This window comes from Burkholderia stagnalis (genome assembly GCF_902830275.1).
Taxonomy (GTDB): domain Bacteria; phylum Pseudomonadota; class Gammaproteobacteria; order Burkholderiales; family Burkholderiaceae; genus Burkholderia; species Burkholderia stagnalis.
This window is the reverse complement of sequence record NZ_CADESW010000001.1, coordinates 364,966-384,439: the sequence shown is the minus strand read 5'-3', so window position 1 is coordinate 384,439 and position 19,474 is coordinate 364,966. Positions and strand designations below refer to the sequence as shown.

The window sequence follows — 19,474 nt, the reverse complement described above, 5'->3', positions numbered from 1 at the left end:
GGCGCCAGAACATTAAAATCCGAGGGTAAAATAATATGAGCAGCATTGTTGATGCGGCGGAAAGTAATCGGGACTTTGCCACGCAAGGGCGGGCAAAGGCGGTCATTGCCGTAATCATCGGGAATGGATTCGAGTGGTTCGATTTTATTTCGTATGGCTTCTTTTCCGTAATTATTGCCAAGCTGTTCTTTCCTGCATCGGATGACAACCTGTCCCTGCTGTTGTCCGTTTCCACGATCGGCGTCGGGTTCTTCATGCGGCCGGTGGGCGGCATTGTCCTGGGAGGGATGGCGGACAAATTCGGGCGCCGTGCCACCCTGGTCATCACGATCACGTTGATGACTGTCGGTACGGGCCTGATTGCTTTTGCGCCGACCTACAAGGATGCCGGCATTTTCGCGCCTTTGATGATCGTGTGCGCGCGCCTGCTGCAAGGGTTTTCTGCCGGCGGCGAGATGGGCGGCGCCACCGGATTCCTCAGGGACAACGTGCCTGCCGAGCGGGTGGGCTATTACACCAGCTGGATTCAGGCGAGTATCGGCTTTGCGATTATTCTTGCGTCGATTCTTGCGGTGGTGCTCGTCAAGTATCTCAGCCCGGATCAAGTCGAGTCATGGGGGTGGCGCATTCCGTTCCTGATCGGTTTGTGCCTGGGGCCGCTCGGCATCTATATCCGTAACCAGGTGCATGGATCCGCGGAGGAAAATGCGCACATCCGGGAGCGCACGCCGGTGCTCGAGATTGCGCGTCGTTGGAAGGGAAAGACGCTGACGGGGTTCGGGCTGGTGATATTTTGGACCGTTTGTTCGTATGTCCTTCTGTTCTATATCCCGACCTATGCGACGAAGGTGCTGCATTTGCCGGCCTCGACCGGGTTTGTCGCCGTGCTCGTCGGCGCATCGATCGTTCTGTTCGTCACGCCGATCTTCGGTCACCTCTCCGATCGATACGGGCGTCGTCGATTCCTCTTGGGGGCGCTGGTCGTCGCCATCGTGGTTGCGTACCCCATGTTCGAGCTGCTGAACACGCAGCCGGGGCTGCATTCGCTGCTGCTATTCCAGATTGTCTTCGGGCTCGTCATCGCCAGCTATGAAGGGCCCATCCTCGCGGCACTGAGCGAGACGTTTCCTCGCCGGATCATCTCGACAGGGATTTCAATTTCATACAACCTGGCCGTCATTACGTTCGGCGGATTTTCCGCGGCGATTCTCACCTGGGCCATCGCGGCAACGCAGAACAATCTCGCTCCCGCGTTTTATGTGATGGGGACGGCGCTCCTCAGTCTTGTCGCAACCGCATGCTGGGCCCCGCACAAAGAGTAAGACAGCCATGTTGCCGGAGCGGTGCATCGTTCCGGATGGACATTTCTATGAATGGAATAAAAAAATGAGCGAACGGAATCCTGAAACATTTCAAGAGCTCCAGGCCAGATTGAAGTCGGTTGTCGAGGCGGCCGAGATTGCACGCAAGAGGGAAGCCGCGGATGCGATCCAGGCAATACGGCAAATCGTCCTTCAGTACGGCATTTCCGCGGAAGACATCTTCGGCCGGGCAAGGCCGAACGGCGGCCGCAGGAAGCGCCGCGGCCCGGTCGCCCCGAAGTATCGCAACCCGGAAACCGGCGTGACGTGGACCGGTCGGGGCAAGCCGCCTCAGTGGATCGCGGGCAGGAACCGCGACCTGTTCCTGATCACCGCATAGCGTCGGCGCGACGCGCGATGGCCGGACGCGCCGAACGTGTCCGGCGCGCGCGTTGCCGGGCGCTCGACTGCGCCCGGCTTGCCGCCGTCGATATCAGTCGCCTCGCCTCGATGGCGCGGCAGGGCGCGCCAGCCCGAGCAGCGCGCGCATGTCCGGGCTCTGATATGCGGCTTCGAATGCGTCCTTGCCCATTGCGTTGATCAGGACGCGCCCCATCACATCGGCCTTGACGTACTCGACAGCCAGCAGGCTGATGACGGGATTGTTCGTGATGACGGCCTCGTCGATTGCGATCGAGTCGAATTCCGCGGTGACCGCGCTCCTTTCGTCGGCCACGACGACGGAGAGGCGGCGCCCCTCCAGCCGCTTTTGCGCACTCGCGCCACACTCCCGCAAGTCGTAGCAATGCGGCCCGTCCAGCGTTTCCGCGCCGTAGATCGCGACGTGAACATCCACCCCCCGCGCGGATGCGGCTTCAAGGCTGTTTCTCAGCAGCGGCAATTCGGCGTCCCAGAGCGCGGCAAACAACGACGTTTGCGCGCTCTCTATCGCGCTTTTGAATGCCTCGACGATCGCTTCCTTGTCGCGTAGCGACCAGACGAGACCGGGTTCGCGCGTTGCCGGCAAGCGTGTCAATTCCTGCTCGATCAGATCGAGATCCTTGTCGACGGTCGAGCGGATGCGGGAAAGCACCTCGCGATAGGGCACGGCTGCATAGAGCACCGGTTCCGAACGATGCAGCAGGACCGCGCCTTTCGCCTCGAGGCGCTGCAGCGTTTCGTAGATCTTGGATGGCGGCACGCCCGAAAGCTTCCCCGCTTCGTGTCCATTGACGGGCGAGCGACGAAGCAGCGCGCAATAGGCCTGCGATTCGTACTGCGAAAACCCGACGCGTATCAATGCCTGAATCAGGTCGCTTGAAATGTTCGTTGTCATGCTCGAAAGACTAGCATGCGACCTGTGGATCGTCTACACTACCGCTGTAGTTGAGTGTGTAACTACTGTAGTAGTTGAGTGTGCGGAGATCTTTCACCCTAACGGAGAACGCATCATGCATAAGCTGTATTCGTCCGGCTCGAGCTGGGAAGCGACGATCGGTTATTCGCGGGCAGTGCAGGCCGGCAACACGTTGTATATCTCCGCCACCGCGTCGAGCGGTCCGGATGGCTCGATCGTCGGCGACGACCTGTATACGCAGACGAAGAACATTCTGCAAAAGCTCGGCACCGTACTGGCCGATGCCGGATTCAGCTTCCAGGATGTCGTTCAGAGCCGTCTCTATGTCACCGACATCACCAACTGGAAGGAGGCCGGGCGTGCGCACGGAGAGGTCTACGGGGATATCCGTCCGGCGCTGACGCTGCTGCACGTTGCGCCGTTCGTCGATCCGAAGATCCTGATCGAAATCGAGCTCACGGCCGTGAAGCGCGACGCCGGCGCGTAACCCGTCATGAAGACACCGCAGCAGGAACATGATCGAGCTGTCGCCAGAGCGCCTGCGCGCGGGTTGAGTGCCTTTATCGCGACGGCCGCCGGCGCTGCCATCGCGAACAATTACACGCTCCAGCCCGCCCTCCCGGAAATAGCACGGGAATTCCATACCCCGCTCGCGACCACGGGCCTCGTGGCGGGCAGCATGCAGATCGGCTACATGCTCGGCATTCTCCTGCTGGTCCCGGTCGGGGATAAGGTCTCGCCGTCACGGCTGGTGTTCCTGCAGTTCGCGGTGCTGACGGTCGCGCTCGGACTGGCTGCGCTCGCGCCGTCGCTGTATGCGCTGGCGCTGGTGGGCTGCGTGATCGGTGCGATGGCAACGAATGCCGTTCATCTGGCCACCGTTGCGTTTCGAGCCGCTGCGCCGGACGAGCGAGGCAAGGCGGTGGGCACCGTGGGCACCGGCATGTCGGCGGGCATCCTGTTGAGCCGCTTCGTGGGCGGCGCGCTGTCCGAGCGTGCTGGCTGGCGCGCGATGCTCGTGGTGAGCGCCGTCATCGCGCTGGTTCTTGCGGTGTTGACCTATCGACTGCTGCCGGTGGACCAGACGCGCAGCAAGGAACGCTATCGGGAACTGCTCGGCTCGTTGCCGGCATTGGTCCGGCGCTATCCGTTGCTTCGCGAGGGCATGTTCGTCGGAGCATGCTGGTTCTTCGTGTTCAGCATGCTCTGGATCACGCTCGTGGTCGCCGTCGCGGGGCCGCCGCTCGACCTCAACGCCGCGCAGGCCGGGATGTTCGGATTCGCGGGCGCGTTGGGCTTGTTTGCGACGCGCGCGGCCGGCCGGCTGGCCGATCGCCGGGGGGCGAGGCCGGTGATCGCCGGAGGGTTTCTGCTGGTGATCGCCGGCGTGGCGATCATCTTGCTGGCTTCGTCTTCGATCCCGGGAATCGCGGTGGGCGTGGTGCTGTTCGACATCGGCTGCTTTTCTGCCCAGGTCGCGAACCAGACGCGGCTCCTGGCGATCGACGCAGCCTCGCGCAGCCGGATCTACAGCATCTATATGCTCGCGTATTACGCAGCGGGCGCGGTGGGTTCGATCGTCGGGCCGGTGATCCTTGAACGCCATGGCTGGAGCGCGGTTTGCAAGCTGGCCGTGGTGATTGCCGTCGTTGGTCTCGGCGTCACGCTCATGAGCAATCTTACGGCCCGGAAAGCGCGATCCAAAGACGGCATACCGGAGCTTTCGGAATCGGTCGGAAGTGACGGCAAGGGCCTTTGACCGCAGCTCACGCTGGAACGGTCTGCCCCGAAGGGGTGCGCAAGAGGGCATTCACCGGATCAACCCAGTCTGATGAAGTACGGCCCGGACGCATTTCGTGCTGCGTCCCAAAAGATCGGCGGATTTCTGGCCGGCGGAAACTTCACGTCGTGATTCGGTGAGGGGCGGTAACCTTCGGGTTACCCAAAGCCTGCCAACGGGCCGGCAACAGGAGGGGCAGCGCATGACACCTCGGAACGAAGCTTTCGCACGTGATCTCGCCATGTCGGCGACGGCTCGCAACACCCCGCCTGCGCATCGGGACCGGGAGGCCGTATGACCTCACTCCCCGACGATGCGGGCTGCGCAGAAGGATTCCAGCCGCTCTTCCGCACGAACCCGCTTCTCGATGCGACGGGTCCGTACTTCTACAAGCCGATGGAGGATGGATTCGTGGTCGGGCTGCGTGTGCAGGACAAGCACGCCAACGCGTCAGGAACCATTCACGGCGGGCTGGTCGCGGCCTTGGCCGACGTGTCGATCGGCTATGTCACCAGCATGTCGAAAACGCCGCCGCTGCGCATGATGACGGCGAGCCTGACGATCGATTATGTCGGGACGGCCAAAATGGGCGACTGGGTCGAGGCGCATGTCAGCATCGTCAAGACAGAGCGGCGCCTCGCGTTTGCCAACGCCGTGATCAAGGTCGGCGCTACGCCCGTGGCCAGCGCCGGGGCAGTCTTTCTCGTGCTTGACGACAACGGTTAGCGGATTGGGTGGGGCAACGCACGGCCCCGGCCCGTGAGTCTCGCCTTCGTACTGCGCCTTCCACCCATTCTCGGGAAAGTTTCGGTAAGCGAAACTTGTCACCGCGTAGCCAGCTCGTCTTGTCACAGCCCGACGGGAATCGGCCAAATTATTGCAAATACGCAAATATTGTTGTGCGACGAATCGAGCATTGCGATTTCCGAACGACAGTGCTAAATTTTTCGACAGCTTTTCCGGCCGTATTGCCATTCATTAAGTTTCGCTAAACGGAACTAGCGGGTCGCACGCGATCGCGCCGCCCGACAGGAGACGCACGTGATGGAGCATGCATCGATCGAATGCACGCATGCCGACGCAGATGCGCGTAGCGCGCGATGCGAGCGGTGGCCTGCCGCAGTTCGCGCACGCAGGGAGGCCGCGCGATGAGCCTGCTGATGTCGCGGCGCGACCTCGCGTTCCTGCTGTATGAGTGGCTCGATGCCGAAGCGCTTGCGTCGTTGCCGCGCTATGCGGAGCACAATCGCGAAACCTTCGATGCGGTGCTCGACACCAGCGAGCGGATCGCAGCCGACCTGTTCGCGCCGCACGCGGCCCGCGGCGATCGCGAGGAACCGCATTTCGACGGCGAGCGCGTGACGCTGATTCCCGAAGTCGAGCCGGCCGTGCGCGCGTTCGCCGGCGCGGGCCTGATCGCCGCGGGCCATGACGAGGCGCTCGGCGGCATGCGGCTGCCGAAGCTCGTCGAAGCGGCGTCGTTCCTGTTCTTCCAGGCCGCGAACATCGCCACGGCCGCCTATCCGTTCCTGACCGTCGCCAACGCGAACCTGCTCGTCGCGCACGGCAGCCCCGCGCAGATCGACGCATTCGCGCGGCCGGAGCTGGAAGGGCGCTATTTCGGCACGATGTGCCTGTCCGAACCGCAGGCCGGGTCGTCGCTGTCCGACATCACGACGCGCGCGGACTTCGAGTGCGAATCGCCGCTCGGCCCGCGCTACCGGCTCACCGGCAACAAGATGTGGATCTCCGGCGGCGAACACGAACTGGCGGAGAACATCGTCCATCTCGTGCTCGCGAAGATTCCCGACGAGCACGGCAGGCTGCTGCCCGGCACGCGCGGCATCTCGCTCTTCATCGTGCCGAAGTATCTGCCGGGCGACGGCGGCAAGCGCGGCGAGCGCAACGACGTGGTGCTCGCGGGACTGAACCACAAGATGGGCTATCGCGGCACGACCAACTGCCTGCTGAACTTCGGCGAGGGCACGCGGTACCGTCCGGAAGGCCGCGCGGGCGCGATCGGCTATCTGGTCGGCACGCCGAACCACGGCCTCGCATACATGTTCCACATGATGAACGAGGCGCGCATCGGCGTCGGCGCGGGTGCGGTGGCGCTTGGCTATACGGGCTACCTGCACGCGCTCGACTATGCGCGCAACCGGCCGCAAGGGCGTCCGCTCGGGCCGGCCGGCAAGGATGCCGCCGCGCCGCAGGCGCCCATCGTCGCGCATCCGGACGTGCGCCGGATGCTGCTCGCGCAGAAGGCGTATGTCGAAGGCGGCCTTGCGCTGATCCTGTACTGCGCGCGGCGCGTCGACGACGCGCGTGCACATGCCGACGCGGACGTGCGCGCCGATGCCGGGCGCCTGCTCGACATCCTGACGCCGATCGCGAAGAGCTGGCCGTCGCAGTGGTGCCTGGCCGCGAACGACCTCGCGATCCAGGTGCATGGCGGCTACGGCTACACGCGCGACTACGCGGTCGAGCGGCTCTATCGCGACAACCGTCTCAACCCGATTCACGAAGGCACGCACGGCATCCAGGCGCTCGACCTGCTGGGCCGCAAGGTCGTGCAGGACGACGGCGCCGCGCTGCGCGCGCTCGATATGCGCGTCGCGGCGACGGTCGAGCGCGCACGGGCCGTGGACGGCGACGCGTGTGTGCACGCCGATGCGCTGGCGCGGCGCTGGACAAGGCTCTGCGACGTCACGCGCCAGCTGGGCTCGATCGACGATCCGCAAGTGCGGCTCGCGAACGCGAGTGTCTATCTGGAGGCGTTCGGCCATCTGGTCGTTGCGTGGCTGTGGCTCGACGTGATGCTGGCTGCGCACGGACAAGGCGGCGACTTCTACGCCGGCAAGCGCGCCACCGCCCGCTACTTCTTTCGCTGGGAGCTGCCGAAGGTGGATGCGCAGCTCGACCTGCTCGCGAGCGTCGACACGACGACGCTCGATGTGCGCGATGCGTGGTTCTGAGTGCGCACCGCACACCTGTTCCGGAGAACTGAAGATGCATGAAGCCATCAAGCAGCTGTTCGATCTCACCGGCAAGACCGCGCTCGTCACGGGCGGCTCACGCGGGCTCGGCCTGCAGCTTGCGCGCACGCTCGGCCAGGCCGGCGCGCGCGTGATCGTGACCGCGCGCAAGGCCGACGAGCTGCGCGACGCGCAGCGCACGCTGGCCGAGCTCGGCATCGACGCCGGCTGGATTGCCGCGAACGGCGCGCAGGACGACGATATCGCGCGGATCGTCGACGAAGCGCTGGCGCAGCTCGGGCACGTCGACATTCTCGTCAACAACGCGGGCGCGACGTGGGGCGCGCCGGCCGAGGACTATCCGGCCGACGCGTGGGACAAGGTGTTCGATCTGAACGTGCGCGGCCTGTTCCTGCTGACGCAGCAGATCGGCAAGCGCTCGATGATTCCGCGCGGCGGCGGGCGCATCGTCAACGTCGCGTCGATCGCGGGGCTGCGCGGCAACCCGCCCGGCGCGATGACGACGATCGCGTACAACAGCAGCAAGGGTGCGGTCGTGAACTTCACGCGTGCGCTCGCGGGCGAGTGGGGCAAGTACGGGATCAACGTGAACGCGCTCGCGCCGGGTTTCTTTCCGACGAAGATGGCGAACGGCCTGCTCGCGGAAATCGGTGTCGACACGCTCGTCGCGCAGACGCCGCTGCAGCGGCTCGGCGCCGACGGCGATCTCGCCGGCGCGTTGCTGCTGTTCGCGTCGCCGGCGGGCCGGCACATCACCGGGCAGATTCTCGCGGTGGACGGCGGCGTGAGTGCGGTCTGAGCCCGCACCGATGCCGCGCGCGCATCGACTAGAAGCGGCCGCCGACGCGCGCGAACACTTCGTCGCGCAGCGCGACGAGCCGCGGGCCGAAATCGTCGATCAGGCGCGCGCGCGTGACGGTCGACGCGCGGCCGCTGCAGTTGAACGCGAGGATGCGCGAGCGATCGGCCGACACCATCGGCACGCCGACCGCGAACAGGTCCGGCATCCAGTCGCCGAGCGACAGGCAGAAGCCCAGCCGTTCGTAGTCCTCGCGCGCGGCGACGATCCCGGCTTCCAGCGCCGGCCATTCGTCCGGCGGGCTGCTCGCGCGGGTGGTCTGCAGATAGCGCTCGAACAGCGCGGCCGCCAGCGCCGCGAGATGCGCACGGCCGAGCGCGGTCGAGCCGTGCGGCACGCGCGAGCCGGGCTCGAGCCGCAGCTGGAACAGCGGGTCGCCCTGGCACACGTCGAGCAGGATCATCTGCTTGCCGTCGAACTCGCCGAGCATCGCCGCCGCCTGCGTGTATTCCGCATACGCCTGCAGGAACGGGCGCGCGATGTCGACGACCTCGTTGTTTTGCAGGAACGCCTGCCCGAGATTCAGCACGCCGATGCCGAGCGAATACTTTTCCAGTTCTGCCGAGTAATGCAGGTAGCCGAGCTGCGTGAGCGTGAACGTGAGGCGCGATACGGTCGGCTTCGGCAGGTGCGTGCGCCGCGCGATGTCCTGGTTGCCGAGAAAGCGCTCGCCGCGCGTGAAGCAGCGCAGCACCGCCATCCCGCGCGCGAGCGCGGTGATGAATTGCGGATGGTCTTCGTCGGGGACGGACAGCAGCGTGATGGCGTCGCGCTTCGGATTACCCATGGGCGTGCGGTGCGGGATGGAGAAAGCCCGCGCATGCCACGCGGCGGGCTGCGGGGATTCTACCGGAAAGCGTCCGGCGCGTTCATCACTGAAACGGAGCGGAACCATGTCCAGCGAAAGGTCGCCGAACTGGCCGGCGCATCTGTCCGGCCATCTGACGTTGCCGGAAACGAACCTGTTCCATAACGCCGAGGTGGCGGCGGCACGTTATCCGGACAAGCCGTTCATCGTCTTCTACGACACCGTGGTGACCTTCGCCGAGTTCAAGGACGAGGCCGAGCGTGTCGCCGGTTTCCTGCAGCAACGCCACGGCGTGCGCGCGGGCGATCGCGTGCTGCTGAACATGCAGAACAGCCCGCAATGGATGATCGCGTACTACGGCATCCTGCGCGCCGGCGCGGTCGTCGTGCCGATCAATCCGATGAACCTGACCGACGAGCTGCGGCACTACGTCGAGGACAGCGGCGCGCGCGTGATGATCGTCGCGCAGGACCTGTATCCGCGCGTGCGGCCGCTCGTCGGCACGAGCGGGCTCGAACACGTCGTCGTCGCGACCTATGGCGATTACGTGCGGCGGCCGCCGCAGGGGCTCGCGCCGCCGGATTTCGTCATGGCGCCGCGCGACGCGGACGGCCCGGGCGTGACGCGCTGGTGCGACATGCTGGCCGCGCGGCTCGCGCCGGGCCCGCTTGCGACCGGGCCGGACGACCTGTGCGTGATGCCGTATACGTCGGGCACGACCGGCAAGCCGAAGGGCTGCATGCATACGCACCGCGGCGCGATGTGCACGGCGGTGGGCGGCGTGAACTGGTTCGGCCAGACGCAGGACACGATCACGCTGTCGGTGCTGCCGCTGTTCCACGTCACCGGCATGCAGGGCGGCATGAACGGGCCGCTGTTCAGCGGCGCGACGGTCGTGGTGCTGCCGCGCTGGGATCGCGACGCGGCCGCGTGGGCGATCGAGCGCTACCGCGTGACCAACTGGCAGTCGATCGCGACGATGGTGGTCGACTTCCTGTGGAACCCGCGCCTCGACGCATTCGACCTGTCGAGCCTGCGCCGCATGAGCGGCGGCGGCGCGGCGATGCCGGAAGCGGTCGTGCAGCGGCTCGCGGAGCGCGTGGGCATCGAGTACGTCGAAGGCTACGGATTGTCGGAGACGATTGCGGCCACCCATATCAATCCGCCGCAGCAGCCGAAGCGGCAATGCCTCGGCATTCCGGTGTTCGACGTCGATGCGCGGGTGGTCGATCCGATCACGCTGGAGGCCGTGCCGCGCGGCGAGACGGGCGAGATCGTCGTGCACGGCCCGCAGGTGATGCGCGGCTACTGGGGCCGCCCCGACGCGACGCGCGACGCCTTCGTCGAGATCGACGGCAAGGCGTTCCTGCGCACCGGCGATCTCGGCTACATGGACGAGGACGGCTACTTCTTCATGGTGGACCGCCTCAAGCGGATGATCAACGCGGCCGGCTACAAGGTGTGGCCGGCGGAGGTGGAGGCGCTGCTGTACGGCCATCCGGACATCCAGGAGGTGTGCGTGATCGCCGCGCTCGACCCGTATCGCGGCGAGACGGTCAAGGCGGTCGTGGTTGCGGATCCCGCGCGGCGCGTCGAATTGACCGAGGACGCGATCATCGCGTGGGCGCGCGAGCACATGGCGTCGTACAAGGCGCCGCGCGTCGTCGAATTCGTGGACGCGCTGCCGAAATCGGGCAGCGGCAAGATCCTGTGGCGCCAGCTGCAGGAACAGGAAGCGGCACGCCAGGCCGCGCAAGGAGAGAGGAAAACATGAAAGCTCTGCTGTGTACCGCATTCGGTCCGATCGACCGGTTGCGGCTCGAGGACGTGGCGGTGCCCGAACCGGCCGCGGGCCAGGTGCGGATTCGCGTGAAGGCGGCGTCGCTCAATTTCCCCGACGCGCTGATCGTCCAGGGGCTGTATCAGGTGAAGCCGGCGCTGCCGTTCTCGCCCGGCGCGGAACTGGCCGGTGTGGTCGACGCGGTGGGCGAAGGCGTGAGCGCGTGGCGGCCCGGCGACGCCGTGATCGCGTCGACCGGCTTCGGCGGGTTCGCCGAGCAGTGCGTGGCCGACGCGCGCCAGATCGCCGCGCTGCCGCCGGGGATGGCGTTCGACCAGGGCGCGGCGCTCGTGCTGACCTACGGCACGTCGCTGCATGCGCTGCAGCAGCGCGCGCGCCTGCAGCCGGGCGAGACGCTGCTCGTGCTCGGCGCGGCGGGCGGCGTCGGGCTCGCGGCGATCGAGATCGCGAAGGCGCTCGGCGCGCGCGTGATCGCGGCCGCGTCGAGCGCGGACAAGCTCGCGCTGTGCCGCGACGCGGGCGCCGACGAGACGATCGACTATGCGACCGAAGACTTGCGCCGCCGCGTGGACGCGCTGACCGGCGGGCGCGGCGCCGACGTCGTCTACGACCCGGTGGGCGGCGCGTACAGCGAGGCGGCGCTACGCGCGACCGCGTGGCGCGGCCGCTTCCTGGTGGTGGGCTTCGCGGCCGGCGAAATCCCGAAGATCGCGCTGAACCTCGCGCTGCTCAAGGAGCGCGACATCCTCGGCGTGTTCTGGGGCGACGCGGTGCGTCGCGATCCCGCGCAGCATGCGGCCAACATGCGGCTGCTCGCCGAATGGTTCGCGGCGGGCAAGGTGCGGCCGATGATCACCGAGCGCGTGCCGCTCGCCGGCGCGGCCGACGCGATCGCGCGGATGGCGAACCGGCAGGTCAAGGGCAAGGTGGTGATCCTGCCGGACGCGTGATCCGGCGGCGTCGCGCGGCCGGCGGATACGGGCCGCGCGACGTGCGGAACTGTTCCGCGTCATGCGGAAATGACCATCGACCCCAGATACGATTGGTAGAGGCCGAAACCCAGCACGGTGATGCCGGACGCGTAGTTGATGATCCGCATGGCCTTTTCCGATATCCGCTCCCGAACCAGCGACACCGCGCCGCTCAGCGCCAGCCACCAGGTGGCGGAGCCGACGAACACCCCGGACACGACGAGCGCGATCACGGCGGACTTCTGCCCGCTTGCGGCGACGCCCGTGCCGAGCGCGGCAAAGATCGCGATGAACGACAGGATGGTCATCGGGTTGGACGCGGTCAGCAGGAACGTCGACCCGTAGGAGCGGGCGGCGTCCATCGGGCCGGCCGCCGCCTGCGCGCCAGCCGGCGCCGCCAGCACGGTCCTGACGCCCAGATAGCACAGGAACATGCCGCCGAGCAGGCTCAGCCACGGTCCGGCCGACGTGAGGGACGTGATCAGCACGCTGACGCCCAGCGCGCCGATCAGGCCATACATGCCGTCGGCGGTTGCGGCGCCGAGGCCGGTCGCGAAACCGATGCGCCATCCGCCGAGCAGGCTGCGCTGGATGCACAGCAGTCCTATCGGACCGACGGGCGCGGCGATGGAAAGGCCGATGAAGAACGACTTGAGGAAGATGGACATGGCGATGGCGGAAGGCGGGCCGATGAATGGGTTTCATACTAGCTCTGCCGAATGTGACCCGCTATGCTGTTTTTAAGGCGATTGTACGAATCCGTTCGATGTTCTTCACGTTTTTTGGCCGGGACACTTAAAAATGGATGCGCTGGACTGGAAAATCCTGGATGAGGTGCAGCAAGCGGGGCGCGTGTCGCAGACGGACCTTGCGCGCAAGGTCGGTCTTTCCATCCCCGCGACGGCCGAGCGCCTGAAAAAGCTCGAGGATGCCGGCGTGATCGAGGCCTTCGTCGCGCGCGTCAACGCGAAGAAGGCGGGCTATGAAATCATGGCGCTGATCGGCATCACGACCGGGCAGCCGCAAAAGAGCCGCCTGCTCAAGCAGCTCGAGTCGATGCCCGAGGTGATCGAATGCCTGCACGTGACCGGCGACGATTCCTACGTGATGAAAGTCGTCGCGAGCGACATCCCCCAGCTCGAAGCGCTGATCGCGAAGATCAACGTGTTCGGCGAAACGCGCACGTCGATCGTGCTGTCGCACAGCATTCCGCCGAGGCCGATTCGAAGGCCGCAGGCCGGCGAACGCGGCAGGCGGTAGAACGGGCGGGTCGGTTATCCCTTCGGCAGCCGCAGGATGTCGAGCGCCTCCTGCGCGAACTCGACCCAGAACGCCTCTTGCGCGATACCGGCCTTCAGCACCAGGTGCTGCAGGCGTTTCGCGCGTGAATCCGTTTCTGCCGGAAAATCGCGCGCCTCGATCTGCCGATACAGGTCGAGCTTCTCCCGATGCAGCGCCAGGCGCCGCGTGAGATCGTCCTCCAGGCCGGCGGGGCCGAGCACCGCTTCCGCACGCAGCCGCACCATCAGCGCGTCGCGCAGCGGCGTCGGGTCTTCCTGCTCGGCGATCCAGCGGCGCAGCTCCTTCTTGCCGGCCGGCAGGATTCGGTACGCGCGCTTGCGGCCGCGTCCGGATTCGGCGGGCAGCGATTCGATCCATTCCATCTCCTCGAGGCGGCCCAGCTCGCGATAGATCTGCTGGTGCGTCGCTTGCCAGAAATAGCCGATCGAGCGATCGAAGCGGCCGGCGAGTTCCGAGCCGGAGCCGGGGCGCTCGGCCAGCGCGGTGAGGAGTGCGTGAGGCAGTGACATGTCGAATCGGTCGAATTCACGGGACTGCACGCATCTTGCCATATCGGGGACACAGGGTTAAAGGGCAAGGCCCTGTTTATGCAACATGTTGCATGAACGAAAGCGGCGCGCTAGTATCTGTGCAACTTGTTGCATAAATACGGAGACACGACCGATGACCCGCTATCCCCACTTGACGACCCCGCTCGAGCTCGGCTTCACGTCGCTCAGAAACCGCGTGCTGATGGGCTCGATGCACGTCGGCCTCGAGGAGGCGCCGAACGGCTTCGAGCGGATGGCGGCGTTCTATGCGGAGCGGGCGCGCGGCGAAGCCGGCCTGATCGTCACGGGCGGCTTCGCGCCGAACGAGCGCGGCCGCCCGGCGCCGGGCGGCGCGATGCTGACGACGGAGGCGGACGCCGGGCAGCATCGCGTCGTGACGCGCGCGGTGCATGCGGAGGGCGGCAAGATCGCGCTGCAGATCCTGCATTTCGGCCGCTATGCGTACCACCCGGCGCTCGTCGCGCCCAGCGCGCTGAAGGCGCCGATCAATCCGTTCACGCCGCACGCGCTGAGCGGCGACGAGGTCGAGGAGACGATCGCCGATTACGTGCGCTGCGCGGCGCTCGCGCAGCACGCGGGCTACGACGGCGTCGAGATCATGGGCTCCGAGGGCTACCTGATCAACGAGTTCATCGCCGCGCGCACGAACCATCGCGACGACGCATGGGGCGGCGCGTACGACAACCGCATCCGCTTTCCGGTCGAGATCGTGCGGCGGGTGCGCGAACGCGTCGGCGCGAATTTCATCATCATCTACCGGCTGTCGATGCTCGATCTCGTCGAAGGCGGCTCGACGCTCGACGAAGTGATCCGGCTCGCGCAGGCGATCGAGGCGGCCGGCGCGACGATCATCAATACCGGCATCGGCTGGCACGAGGCGCGGGTGCCGACCATCGCGACCAAGGTGCCGCGCGCCGCGTATGCGTGGGTCACGCAGCAGTTGATGGGCAAGGTCGGCATTCCGCTCGTGGCGACCAACCGGATCAATACGCCGGAGGTCGCCGAGCGGCTGCTCGCCGACGGCGTGTGCGACATGGTGTCGATGGCGCGGCCGTTCCTGGCCGACGCCGAATTCGTCCGCAAGGCCCGCGAGGGGCGCGCCGACGAAATCAACACCTGCATCGGCTGCAACCAGGCATGCCTCGATCACACGTTCTCCGGCAAGATCACGTCCTGCCTCGTGAACCCGCGCGCGTGCCATGAAACCGAGCTCGTGATCCGCCCGGCGCCCGCGCGCAAGCGGATCGCCGTGGTCGGGGCCGGGCCCGCGGGGCTCAGCTTCGCGGTGACGGCGGCCGAACGCGGCCATGCGGTCACGCTGTACGAGGCCGGCGCCGAGATCGGCGGACAGTTCAACATCGCGCGGAAGGTGCCCGGCAAGGAAGAGTTCGACGAGACGCTGCGCTACTTTCGCCGGCAGATCGCGCTGCGTGGCGTGGACCTGCGGCTCGAGACCCGCGCGAGCGCCGAACTGCTGCTGCAGGGCGGCTTCGACGAGGTGGTGCTGGCGACCGGCGTCGTGCCGCGCACGCCGCCGATCGACGGCATCGGCCACCCGAAGGCGCTCGGCTATCTCGACGTGCTGCGCGACGGCAAGGCGGTCGGGCGCAACGTGGCGATCGTCGGCGCGGGCGGGATCGGCTTCGACGTGGCCGAGGCTCTCACGCACGGCGGCCACGGCACGAGCCTGAACCGGGATGGTTTTTTCGCCGAATGGGGCGTCGATACCGCGTATGCGCAGGCCGGCGGCCTGCGCGCGCCGCAGCCCGAGCCGGCGGCGCGGCAGGTGCACCTGCTGCAGCGCAAGCCGTCGAAGGTGGGCGACGGGCTCGGCAAGACCACCGGCTGGATTCATCGCGCGGCGCTGAAGGCGCGCGGCGTCGCGATGTCGTCGTCGGTGGAATACCGCCGCATCGACGACGACGGTCTTCATGTGACGATCGGCGGCGTGCCGCAGACGCTGCCGGTGGACCACGTGGTGATCTGCGCGGGGCAGGAGCCGCTGCGCGAACTCGCCGAACAGTTGCGGGCGGCCGGGTGTCCGGTGCACCTGATCGGCGGCGCGTGCGAGGCGGCCGAACTCGACGCGAAGCGCGCGATCCATCAGGGCACCACGCTCGCCGCCACCCTTTGACACCCGATCGACCTTTTCCTGCCTGACGACAAGGAGCACGCCATGACGGAAGCATTCACGCCGCACCATCCCGCTGTCGCGAAGTCCCTCGCAACCTGGCATGCGCTGGTCGCAAGCAAGGACCTGAGCACGCTGGCCTCGATCGTCCATCCGGACGCGGTGTTCCGCTCGCCGATGGCGTTCAAGCCTTACGGTCCGGCACCCGCGCTGCTGATGGCGCTGCAGACGGTGATCACGATCTTCAGGGACTTCACCTATCACCGTGAATTCGGCAGCGGCGACGGGATGAGCGTGGTGCTCGAATTCAGCGCGACGGTCGGCGACAAGCAGCTCAAGGGCATCGACATGATCCGCTTCGACACCGACGGACGCATCGTCGAATTCGAGGTGATGATCCGCCCGTTCAACGCGCTGCAGGCACTCGGCGCGGAGATGGGCGCGCGGCTGGGGCAGGTGCTGCCCGGCTACAAGGTCGATGGCTGACGCTGCTGCCCGGCGACCCGTGCGCGACCGGCCGAACTGCGAGGTGCTGTCGGTCGCGTTGCCGCTGCATCCCGATGCGCTCGCGAGCGACGGTTTTCATCCCGGCGAGCTTGCGTACCGGCATTGGGCGAACCCGCTGGCTGCGCGGATCCGGGCGCGCGAATCGTCGCGAGCATCCGGGGTTCGACATGCGTGCGTGAATCGCTGACAATCGCCGAGGCATCCCGATCCGGCATGGCGCCGCGTCGCGAGGCCGCGAGGAGAGCCGGCAGATGAACCTGACCTACGCCAAGCACGACGCACGACGATGTCGAAGCATTGATCTCGATTCGCATCGCCGCGATGCGCGAGAGCCTCGAGCGCATCGGCCGCTTCGATCCGCAGCGGGCACGCGCGCGCTTCCTGGCGTCCTTCGATCCCGCGTACTGCAAGTACATCGTGGCAGACGGCGCGACCGTCGGATTCTTTCTCGCCAAGCCCGACGCGGCGTTCGTGACGCTCGAACATCTGTACATCCTGCCGGCGCACCAGGGAAAGGGGATCGGCGCGGCGGTGCTCGCGTCGGTCGTGGCCGACGCCGAGGCCCGCGCGCTTCCGGTCAAGGTCGGCGCGTTGCATGAAAGCGCGTCGAACCGCTTCTACCAGCGGCACGGATTCCGGAAAGTCGACGAGGCGGAGTGGGACATCTACTACGTCAGGGCGCCGGAATAGCGCAGTGGCGCGCTGGAAAGCGAACGCGGCTGCCCGCTTTACTTTTGAACAAGAATCAGCCTATAAAGCAGATCGCTTTGATTTCAACGCAAGAATGAAAGTCACGCTCGACGAACTCCAGGCCTTTGCGACCGTGGTCGACACGGGCTCGATCACCGCGGCCGCGCAGCAGCTCGACCTGACCGTGTCGGCGACGAGCCGCACGCTCGCGCGGCTCGAGGAAAAGCTGAAGACCACGCTGCTGCGGCGGACCACGCGCCGCCTCGCGCTGACCGAGGAGGGGCGGGCGTTCCTGCAGGATGCGCGCGCGATCATCGAATCGGTCGAAAGCGCGGAAGAACAGATGATTGCGCGCCAGGAGCAGCCGTCGGGGCGGCTGCGGGTCGATGCGGCGTCGCCGTTCATGCTGCACGTGATCGTGCCGCTCGTGCGGGGCTATCGCGAGCGCTTTCCCCAGGTGGAGCTGGAGCTGAACAGCAACGAAGGCATCATCGACCTGCTCGAGCGGCGCACCGACGTCGCGATCCGGATCGGCCGGCTCAAGGATTCGACCTTGCGCAGCCGGATGGTGGCCAACAGCCGGCTGCGGATGCTCGCGAGCCCCGCGTATCTCGAGGCACACGGCCAGCCGCGCAAGGTCGACGATCTCGCCGAGCATGCGCTGCTCGGCTTCAACCAACCGGAATCGCTGAACGTCTGGCCGATCCTCGGCGCCGACGGCGAACCGTACCGCATCGAGCCCGACGTGTGGTCGTCGAGCGGCGAGACGCTCCGGCAACTGGCGCTCGAAGGCGCGGGCATCGTCTGCCTGTCGGATTTCATGACCGCGCAGGATCGCGAGGCCGGACGGCTCGTGCAGGTCCTCGCGCGCCACACGCAGGACGTGCGGCAGCCGATCCATGCCGTGTACTACCGGAATACGGCGCTCTCGTCGCGGATCGCGTCGTTCGTCGATTACCTGATCGACGCGATCGGCGGCAACGGCTCGGGGCGGCAGGCGGTGGAGTGGGCGGCGCGCACGTGACGGGGCGCGGATCCCAGTGTCGAAGCAACGGGTGGCCTGATCGTCACGCGTCTTCATGAAACGCCGGCAGCACGTGCGCGGCGATTTCCTCGAGCACGTCGCGCACGGGCCGGTTCGAGCCGAGGTTCAGGCTCACGTGATGCGTGCCCGCCGCACGCATGTCCTGCAGCACGCGCAGCAGCGCATGCCGGCCGCTTGCATAGCCGAGCGGCAGCGCCGTCGCCGGCGCATCGGGATGCGCGTCGAGGTCGAGCCGCATCGCGACGCCGAATGCGCGAAAGCCCGGTTCCGCGAGCCGCTCGACTGCGCCGCGCCACATGTCGCGGCGCGCGCGCTGCGTGTCCGGATCGCGGTGGTAGGTCATCCAGCCGAGCGAATGCCGGGCGATCCAGTCGACGCTCTGTCCGCCGGAGCCGACGGCGAGCAGCGGAATCGCGTCGGCGCTGCGCGGCAGCAGCGTGAATTCGGGTGCGTCAGGTGGAGCCCGGTCGGGCGTGACGCGCGACGGCAGGCCGAGCGCAGCGGCGACGACCTCCCAGTGGCGGCGATACCGTTCGCGGCGCTCATCGACATCGATGCCGAAGGCCGCGTATTCGGGCGGCCGGTCGCCGGAGCCGAGGCCGAGGATGAAGCGTCCGCCGGACAGCGTGCCGACGGACAGCGCGCCCTTCGCGATGTGCAGCGGATGTCGCAGCGGCAGCACGATCGCGCCGCTTGCGAGCGCGATGTCGCGGGTGCGCGTGGCCAACGCGCCGAGCAGGACCCACGGGTCGAGATGGCCGACGGGATCGAGATAGTCGGCGCTGTTCAGCGGCACGTCGCGCACCCACAGCGCGCGAAAGCCGAGCGTGTCGGCGAACGCCGCGAGTTCGAGTTGTTCGTGGAAGTCCGCGACGATGTCGCCGCTGCGCAGCAGCGGGAGCGTCAGCCCGATCGTGAGCCGGCCTGCGGAAAAGACGCGGTGCGCAATGCCGGGTTGGCGGGGGGCGGGCGTGGTCATCTTGCTTCTCGCTGAAGGATAAGGGTGGCGCGGTTGCATGCGACGGATAGGCAACCGCACGCGATCGTGCTTGCCGAATGCTAGCGGTTTTGCGCGGATGGCGTGCGGGCAGTGCGGGCGCGGGCGGTATGGTGCCGATGTCCGATCCGCACCGCGATTTGGCGGATGCGGCCATTCCTCGCGAGAACCTGCCGGCATAAAATCGCAGCGAACTGACCGCCGCGCGGACGGGGCTCTTCCTCTCGCTCCGGACGCACCACTCCGAATGTTGGCGGATTGCATCCCGGCTCGATTCCCGAGCCGGGATATTTTTTATGGGGCGGCCCGCGTCGGCGCTGGGCTTCGCCCGCTGCCGCCCGCTCCCGAAACGATTTCCCCGCCACTGCGTTTCAACTC

Annotated in this window: 20 protein-coding genes; 15 read left to right on the top strand and 5 right to left on the bottom strand. The window is 66.8% G+C overall.

Annotation, left to right across the window (positions count from 1 at the left end; translation table 11 throughout):
• Positions 1-35 precede the first annotated feature (35 nt).
• Both HWY45_RS01675 and HWY45_RS01670 read left to right on the top strand, forming a co-directional pair.
• Positions 36-1,322 carry an MFS transporter gene (locus HWY45_RS01675; RefSeq protein ID WP_059884337.1) on the top strand — a complete coding sequence of 429 codons (1,287 nt, stop codon included), beginning with the start codon at positions 36-38 and terminating at the stop codon, positions 1,320-1,322.
• 64 nt (positions 1,323-1,386) lie between these two features.
• Positions 1,387-1,701, top strand: coding sequence for an H-NS histone family protein (locus tag HWY45_RS01670; protein WP_059565967.1), 315 nt, complete (start codon positions 1,387-1,389; stop codon positions 1,699-1,701).
• Between the two features lie 93 nt (positions 1,702-1,794).
• Here HWY45_RS01670 and HWY45_RS01665 read toward each other — a convergent pair whose 3' ends face one another.
• Positions 1,795-2,637, bottom strand: coding sequence for a TrmB family transcriptional regulator (locus HWY45_RS01665; RefSeq protein ID WP_059808658.1), 843 nt, complete (start codon positions 2,635-2,637; stop codon positions 1,795-1,797).
• A gap of 115 nt (positions 2,638-2,752) precedes the next feature.
• Between HWY45_RS01665 and HWY45_RS01660 the strand changes: the two genes are divergently transcribed.
• The 5 genes from HWY45_RS01660 to HWY45_RS01640 all read left to right on the top strand — a co-directional run bounded on the left by HWY45_RS01660 (position 2,753) and on the right by HWY45_RS01640 (position 8,233).
• Entirely contained in the window at positions 2,753-3,145 is a 393-nt protein-coding gene (locus HWY45_RS01660; RefSeq protein ID WP_059565969.1) for a RidA family protein, read from the top strand.
• A gap of 6 nt (positions 3,146-3,151) precedes the next feature.
• Entirely contained in the window at positions 3,152-4,417 is a 1,266-nt protein-coding gene (locus HWY45_RS01655) for an MFS transporter (RefSeq protein ID WP_081069877.1), read from the top strand.
• A 315-nt stretch (positions 4,418-4,732) separates the two neighbouring features.
• Positions 4,733-5,164 (top strand): PaaI family thioesterase, encoded by a 432-nt coding sequence (locus HWY45_RS01650; protein WP_059884335.1) that lies wholly within the window; start codon positions 4,733-4,735, stop codon positions 5,162-5,164.
• Positions 5,165-5,586: 422 nt separating this feature from the next.
• Positions 5,587-7,413, top strand: a complete 1,827-nt coding sequence (locus HWY45_RS01645) for an acyl-CoA dehydrogenase (RefSeq protein ID WP_059884334.1) — start codon at positions 5,587-5,589, stop codon at positions 7,411-7,413.
• A gap of 34 nt (positions 7,414-7,447) precedes the next feature.
• The gene (locus HWY45_RS01640) at positions 7,448-8,233 is read left to right on the top strand and encodes an SDR family oxidoreductase (protein WP_059884333.1); all 786 of its coding nucleotides are present in this window, start codon (positions 7,448-7,450) and stop codon (positions 8,231-8,233) included.
• A gap of 28 nt (positions 8,234-8,261) precedes the next feature.
• On the opposite strand, the gene HWY45_RS01635 is transcribed toward HWY45_RS01640, so the two are convergent.
• The gene (locus HWY45_RS01635) at positions 8,262-9,080 is read right to left on the bottom strand and encodes an IclR family transcriptional regulator (RefSeq protein WP_059884332.1); all 819 of its coding nucleotides are present in this window, start codon (positions 9,078-9,080) and stop codon (positions 8,262-8,264) included.
• A gap of 106 nt (positions 9,081-9,186) precedes the next feature.
• On the opposite strand from HWY45_RS01635, the gene HWY45_RS01630 reads away from it, so the two are divergent.
• Together HWY45_RS01630 and HWY45_RS01625 are read left to right on the top strand one after the other, a co-directional pair.
• A complete protein-coding gene (locus HWY45_RS01630) occupies positions 9,187-10,875 on the top strand; it encodes a long-chain fatty acid--CoA ligase (RefSeq protein WP_059884331.1) in 1,689 nt (562 codons plus the stop codon).
• Positions 10,872-11,852, top strand: a complete 981-nt coding sequence (locus HWY45_RS01625; protein WP_059884330.1) for an NADPH:quinone oxidoreductase family protein — start codon at positions 10,872-10,874, stop codon at positions 11,850-11,852. Before HWY45_RS01630 ends, HWY45_RS01625 begins: the two co-directional genes overlap by 4 nt.
• A 59-nt stretch (positions 11,853-11,911) precedes the next feature.
• On the opposite strand, the gene HWY45_RS01620 is transcribed toward HWY45_RS01625, so the two are convergent.
• A complete protein-coding gene (locus HWY45_RS01620) occupies positions 11,912-12,541 on the bottom strand; it encodes a LysE family translocator (protein ID WP_059884329.1) in 630 nt (209 codons plus the stop codon).
• A 133-nt stretch (positions 12,542-12,674) separates the two neighbouring features.
• On the opposite strand from HWY45_RS01620, the gene HWY45_RS01615 reads away from it, so the two are divergent.
• A complete protein-coding gene (locus HWY45_RS01615) occupies positions 12,675-13,133 on the top strand; it encodes an Lrp/AsnC family transcriptional regulator (RefSeq protein WP_059565978.1) in 459 nt (152 codons plus the stop codon).
• A gap of 14 nt (positions 13,134-13,147) precedes the next feature.
• On the opposite strand, the gene HWY45_RS01610 is transcribed toward HWY45_RS01615, so the two are convergent.
• Positions 13,148-13,684 (bottom strand): PadR family transcriptional regulator, encoded by a 537-nt coding sequence (locus tag HWY45_RS01610; protein ID WP_059808637.1) that lies wholly within the window; start codon positions 13,682-13,684, stop codon positions 13,148-13,150.
• Positions 13,685-13,838: 154 nt separating this feature from the next.
• Between HWY45_RS01610 and HWY45_RS01605 the strand changes: the two genes are divergently transcribed.
• The 5 genes from HWY45_RS01605 to HWY45_RS01585 all read left to right on the top strand — a co-directional run bounded on the left by HWY45_RS01605 (position 13,839) and on the right by HWY45_RS01585 (position 18,078).
• Positions 13,839-15,860 (top strand): oxidoreductase, encoded by a 2,022-nt coding sequence (locus HWY45_RS01605; RefSeq protein WP_059884328.1) that lies wholly within the window; start codon positions 13,839-13,841, stop codon positions 15,858-15,860.
• A 42-nt stretch (positions 15,861-15,902) separates the two neighbouring features.
• On the top strand, positions 15,903-16,343 hold the full coding sequence (locus HWY45_RS01600) for a nuclear transport factor 2 family protein (protein WP_059884327.1): 441 nt from the start codon (positions 15,903-15,905) through the stop codon (positions 16,341-16,343).
• A complete protein-coding gene (locus HWY45_RS01595; RefSeq protein WP_150998218.1) occupies positions 16,336-16,551 on the top strand; it encodes an SGNH/GDSL hydrolase family protein in 216 nt (71 codons plus the stop codon). The genes HWY45_RS01600 and HWY45_RS01595 overlap by 8 nt, the downstream gene beginning before the upstream one ends.
• Positions 16,552-16,685: 134 nt before the next feature.
• Entirely contained in the window at positions 16,686-17,054 is a 369-nt protein-coding gene (locus HWY45_RS01590) for a GNAT family N-acetyltransferase (protein WP_230946923.1), read from the top strand.
• 94 nt (positions 17,055-17,148) lie between these two features.
• The gene (locus HWY45_RS01585; RefSeq protein ID WP_059808625.1) at positions 17,149-18,078 is read left to right on the top strand and encodes a LysR family transcriptional regulator; all 930 of its coding nucleotides are present in this window, start codon (positions 17,149-17,151) and stop codon (positions 18,076-18,078) included.
• Positions 18,079-18,121: 43 nt separating this feature from the next.
• Here HWY45_RS01585 and HWY45_RS01580 read toward each other — a convergent pair whose 3' ends face one another.
• Positions 18,122-19,078 (bottom strand): LLM class oxidoreductase, encoded by a 957-nt coding sequence (locus HWY45_RS01580; RefSeq protein ID WP_059884325.1) that lies wholly within the window; start codon positions 19,076-19,078, stop codon positions 18,122-18,124.
• Positions 19,079-19,474: the final 396 nt, after the last annotated feature.

Bases quoted from the DNA above. Each gene is read 5' to 3' on its own strand.
- HWY45_RS01590 (WP_230946923.1), top strand. From the start codon at position 16,686: ATGCGCGAGAGCCTCGAGCGCATCGGCCGCTTCGATCCGCAGCGGGCA.
- HWY45_RS01615 (WP_059565978.1), top strand. From the start codon at position 12,675: ATGGATGCGCTGGACTGGAAAATCCTGGATGAGGTGCAGCAAGCGGGG.
- HWY45_RS01620 (WP_059884329.1), bottom strand. From the start codon at position 12,541: ATGTCCATCTTCCTCAAGTCGTTCTTCATCGGCCTTTCCATCGCCGCG.
- HWY45_RS01625 (WP_059884330.1), top strand. From the start codon at position 10,872: ATGAAAGCTCTGCTGTGTACCGCATTCGGTCCGATCGACCGGTTGCGG.
- HWY45_RS01595 (WP_150998218.1), top strand. From the start codon at position 16,336: ATGGCTGACGCTGCTGCCCGGCGACCCGTGCGCGACCGGCCGAACTGC.
- HWY45_RS01610 (WP_059808637.1), bottom strand. From the start codon at position 13,684: ATGTCACTGCCTCACGCACTCCTCACCGCGCTGGCCGAGCGCCCCGGC.
- HWY45_RS01600 (WP_059884327.1), top strand. From the start codon at position 15,903: ATGACGGAAGCATTCACGCCGCACCATCCCGCTGTCGCGAAGTCCCTC.
- HWY45_RS01655 (WP_081069877.1), top strand. From the start codon at position 3,152: ATGAAGACACCGCAGCAGGAACATGATCGAGCTGTCGCCAGAGCGCCT.
- HWY45_RS01665 (WP_059808658.1), bottom strand. From the start codon at position 2,637: ATGACAACGAACATTTCAAGCGACCTGATTCAGGCATTGATACGCGTC.
- HWY45_RS01580 (WP_059884325.1), bottom strand. From the start codon at position 19,078: ATGACCACGCCCGCCCCCCGCCAACCCGGCATTGCGCACCGCGTCTTT.
- HWY45_RS01645 (WP_059884334.1), top strand. From the start codon at position 5,587: ATGAGCCTGCTGATGTCGCGGCGCGACCTCGCGTTCCTGCTGTATGAG.
- HWY45_RS01660 (WP_059565969.1), top strand. From the start codon at position 2,753: ATGCATAAGCTGTATTCGTCCGGCTCGAGCTGGGAAGCGACGATCGGT.
- HWY45_RS01670 (WP_059565967.1), top strand. From the start codon at position 1,387: ATGAGCGAACGGAATCCTGAAACATTTCAAGAGCTCCAGGCCAGATTG.
- HWY45_RS01605 (WP_059884328.1), top strand. From the start codon at position 13,839: ATGACCCGCTATCCCCACTTGACGACCCCGCTCGAGCTCGGCTTCACG.
- HWY45_RS01585 (WP_059808625.1), top strand. From the start codon at position 17,149: ATGAAAGTCACGCTCGACGAACTCCAGGCCTTTGCGACCGTGGTCGAC.
- HWY45_RS01640 (WP_059884333.1), top strand. From the start codon at position 7,448: ATGCATGAAGCCATCAAGCAGCTGTTCGATCTCACCGGCAAGACCGCG.
- HWY45_RS01650 (WP_059884335.1), top strand. From the start codon at position 4,733: ATGACCTCACTCCCCGACGATGCGGGCTGCGCAGAAGGATTCCAGCCG.
- HWY45_RS01675 (WP_059884337.1), top strand. From the start codon at position 36: ATGAGCAGCATTGTTGATGCGGCGGAAAGTAATCGGGACTTTGCCACG.
- HWY45_RS01635 (WP_059884332.1), bottom strand. From the start codon at position 9,080: ATGGGTAATCCGAAGCGCGACGCCATCACGCTGCTGTCCGTCCCCGAC.
- HWY45_RS01630 (WP_059884331.1), top strand. From the start codon at position 9,187: ATGTCCAGCGAAAGGTCGCCGAACTGGCCGGCGCATCTGTCCGGCCAT.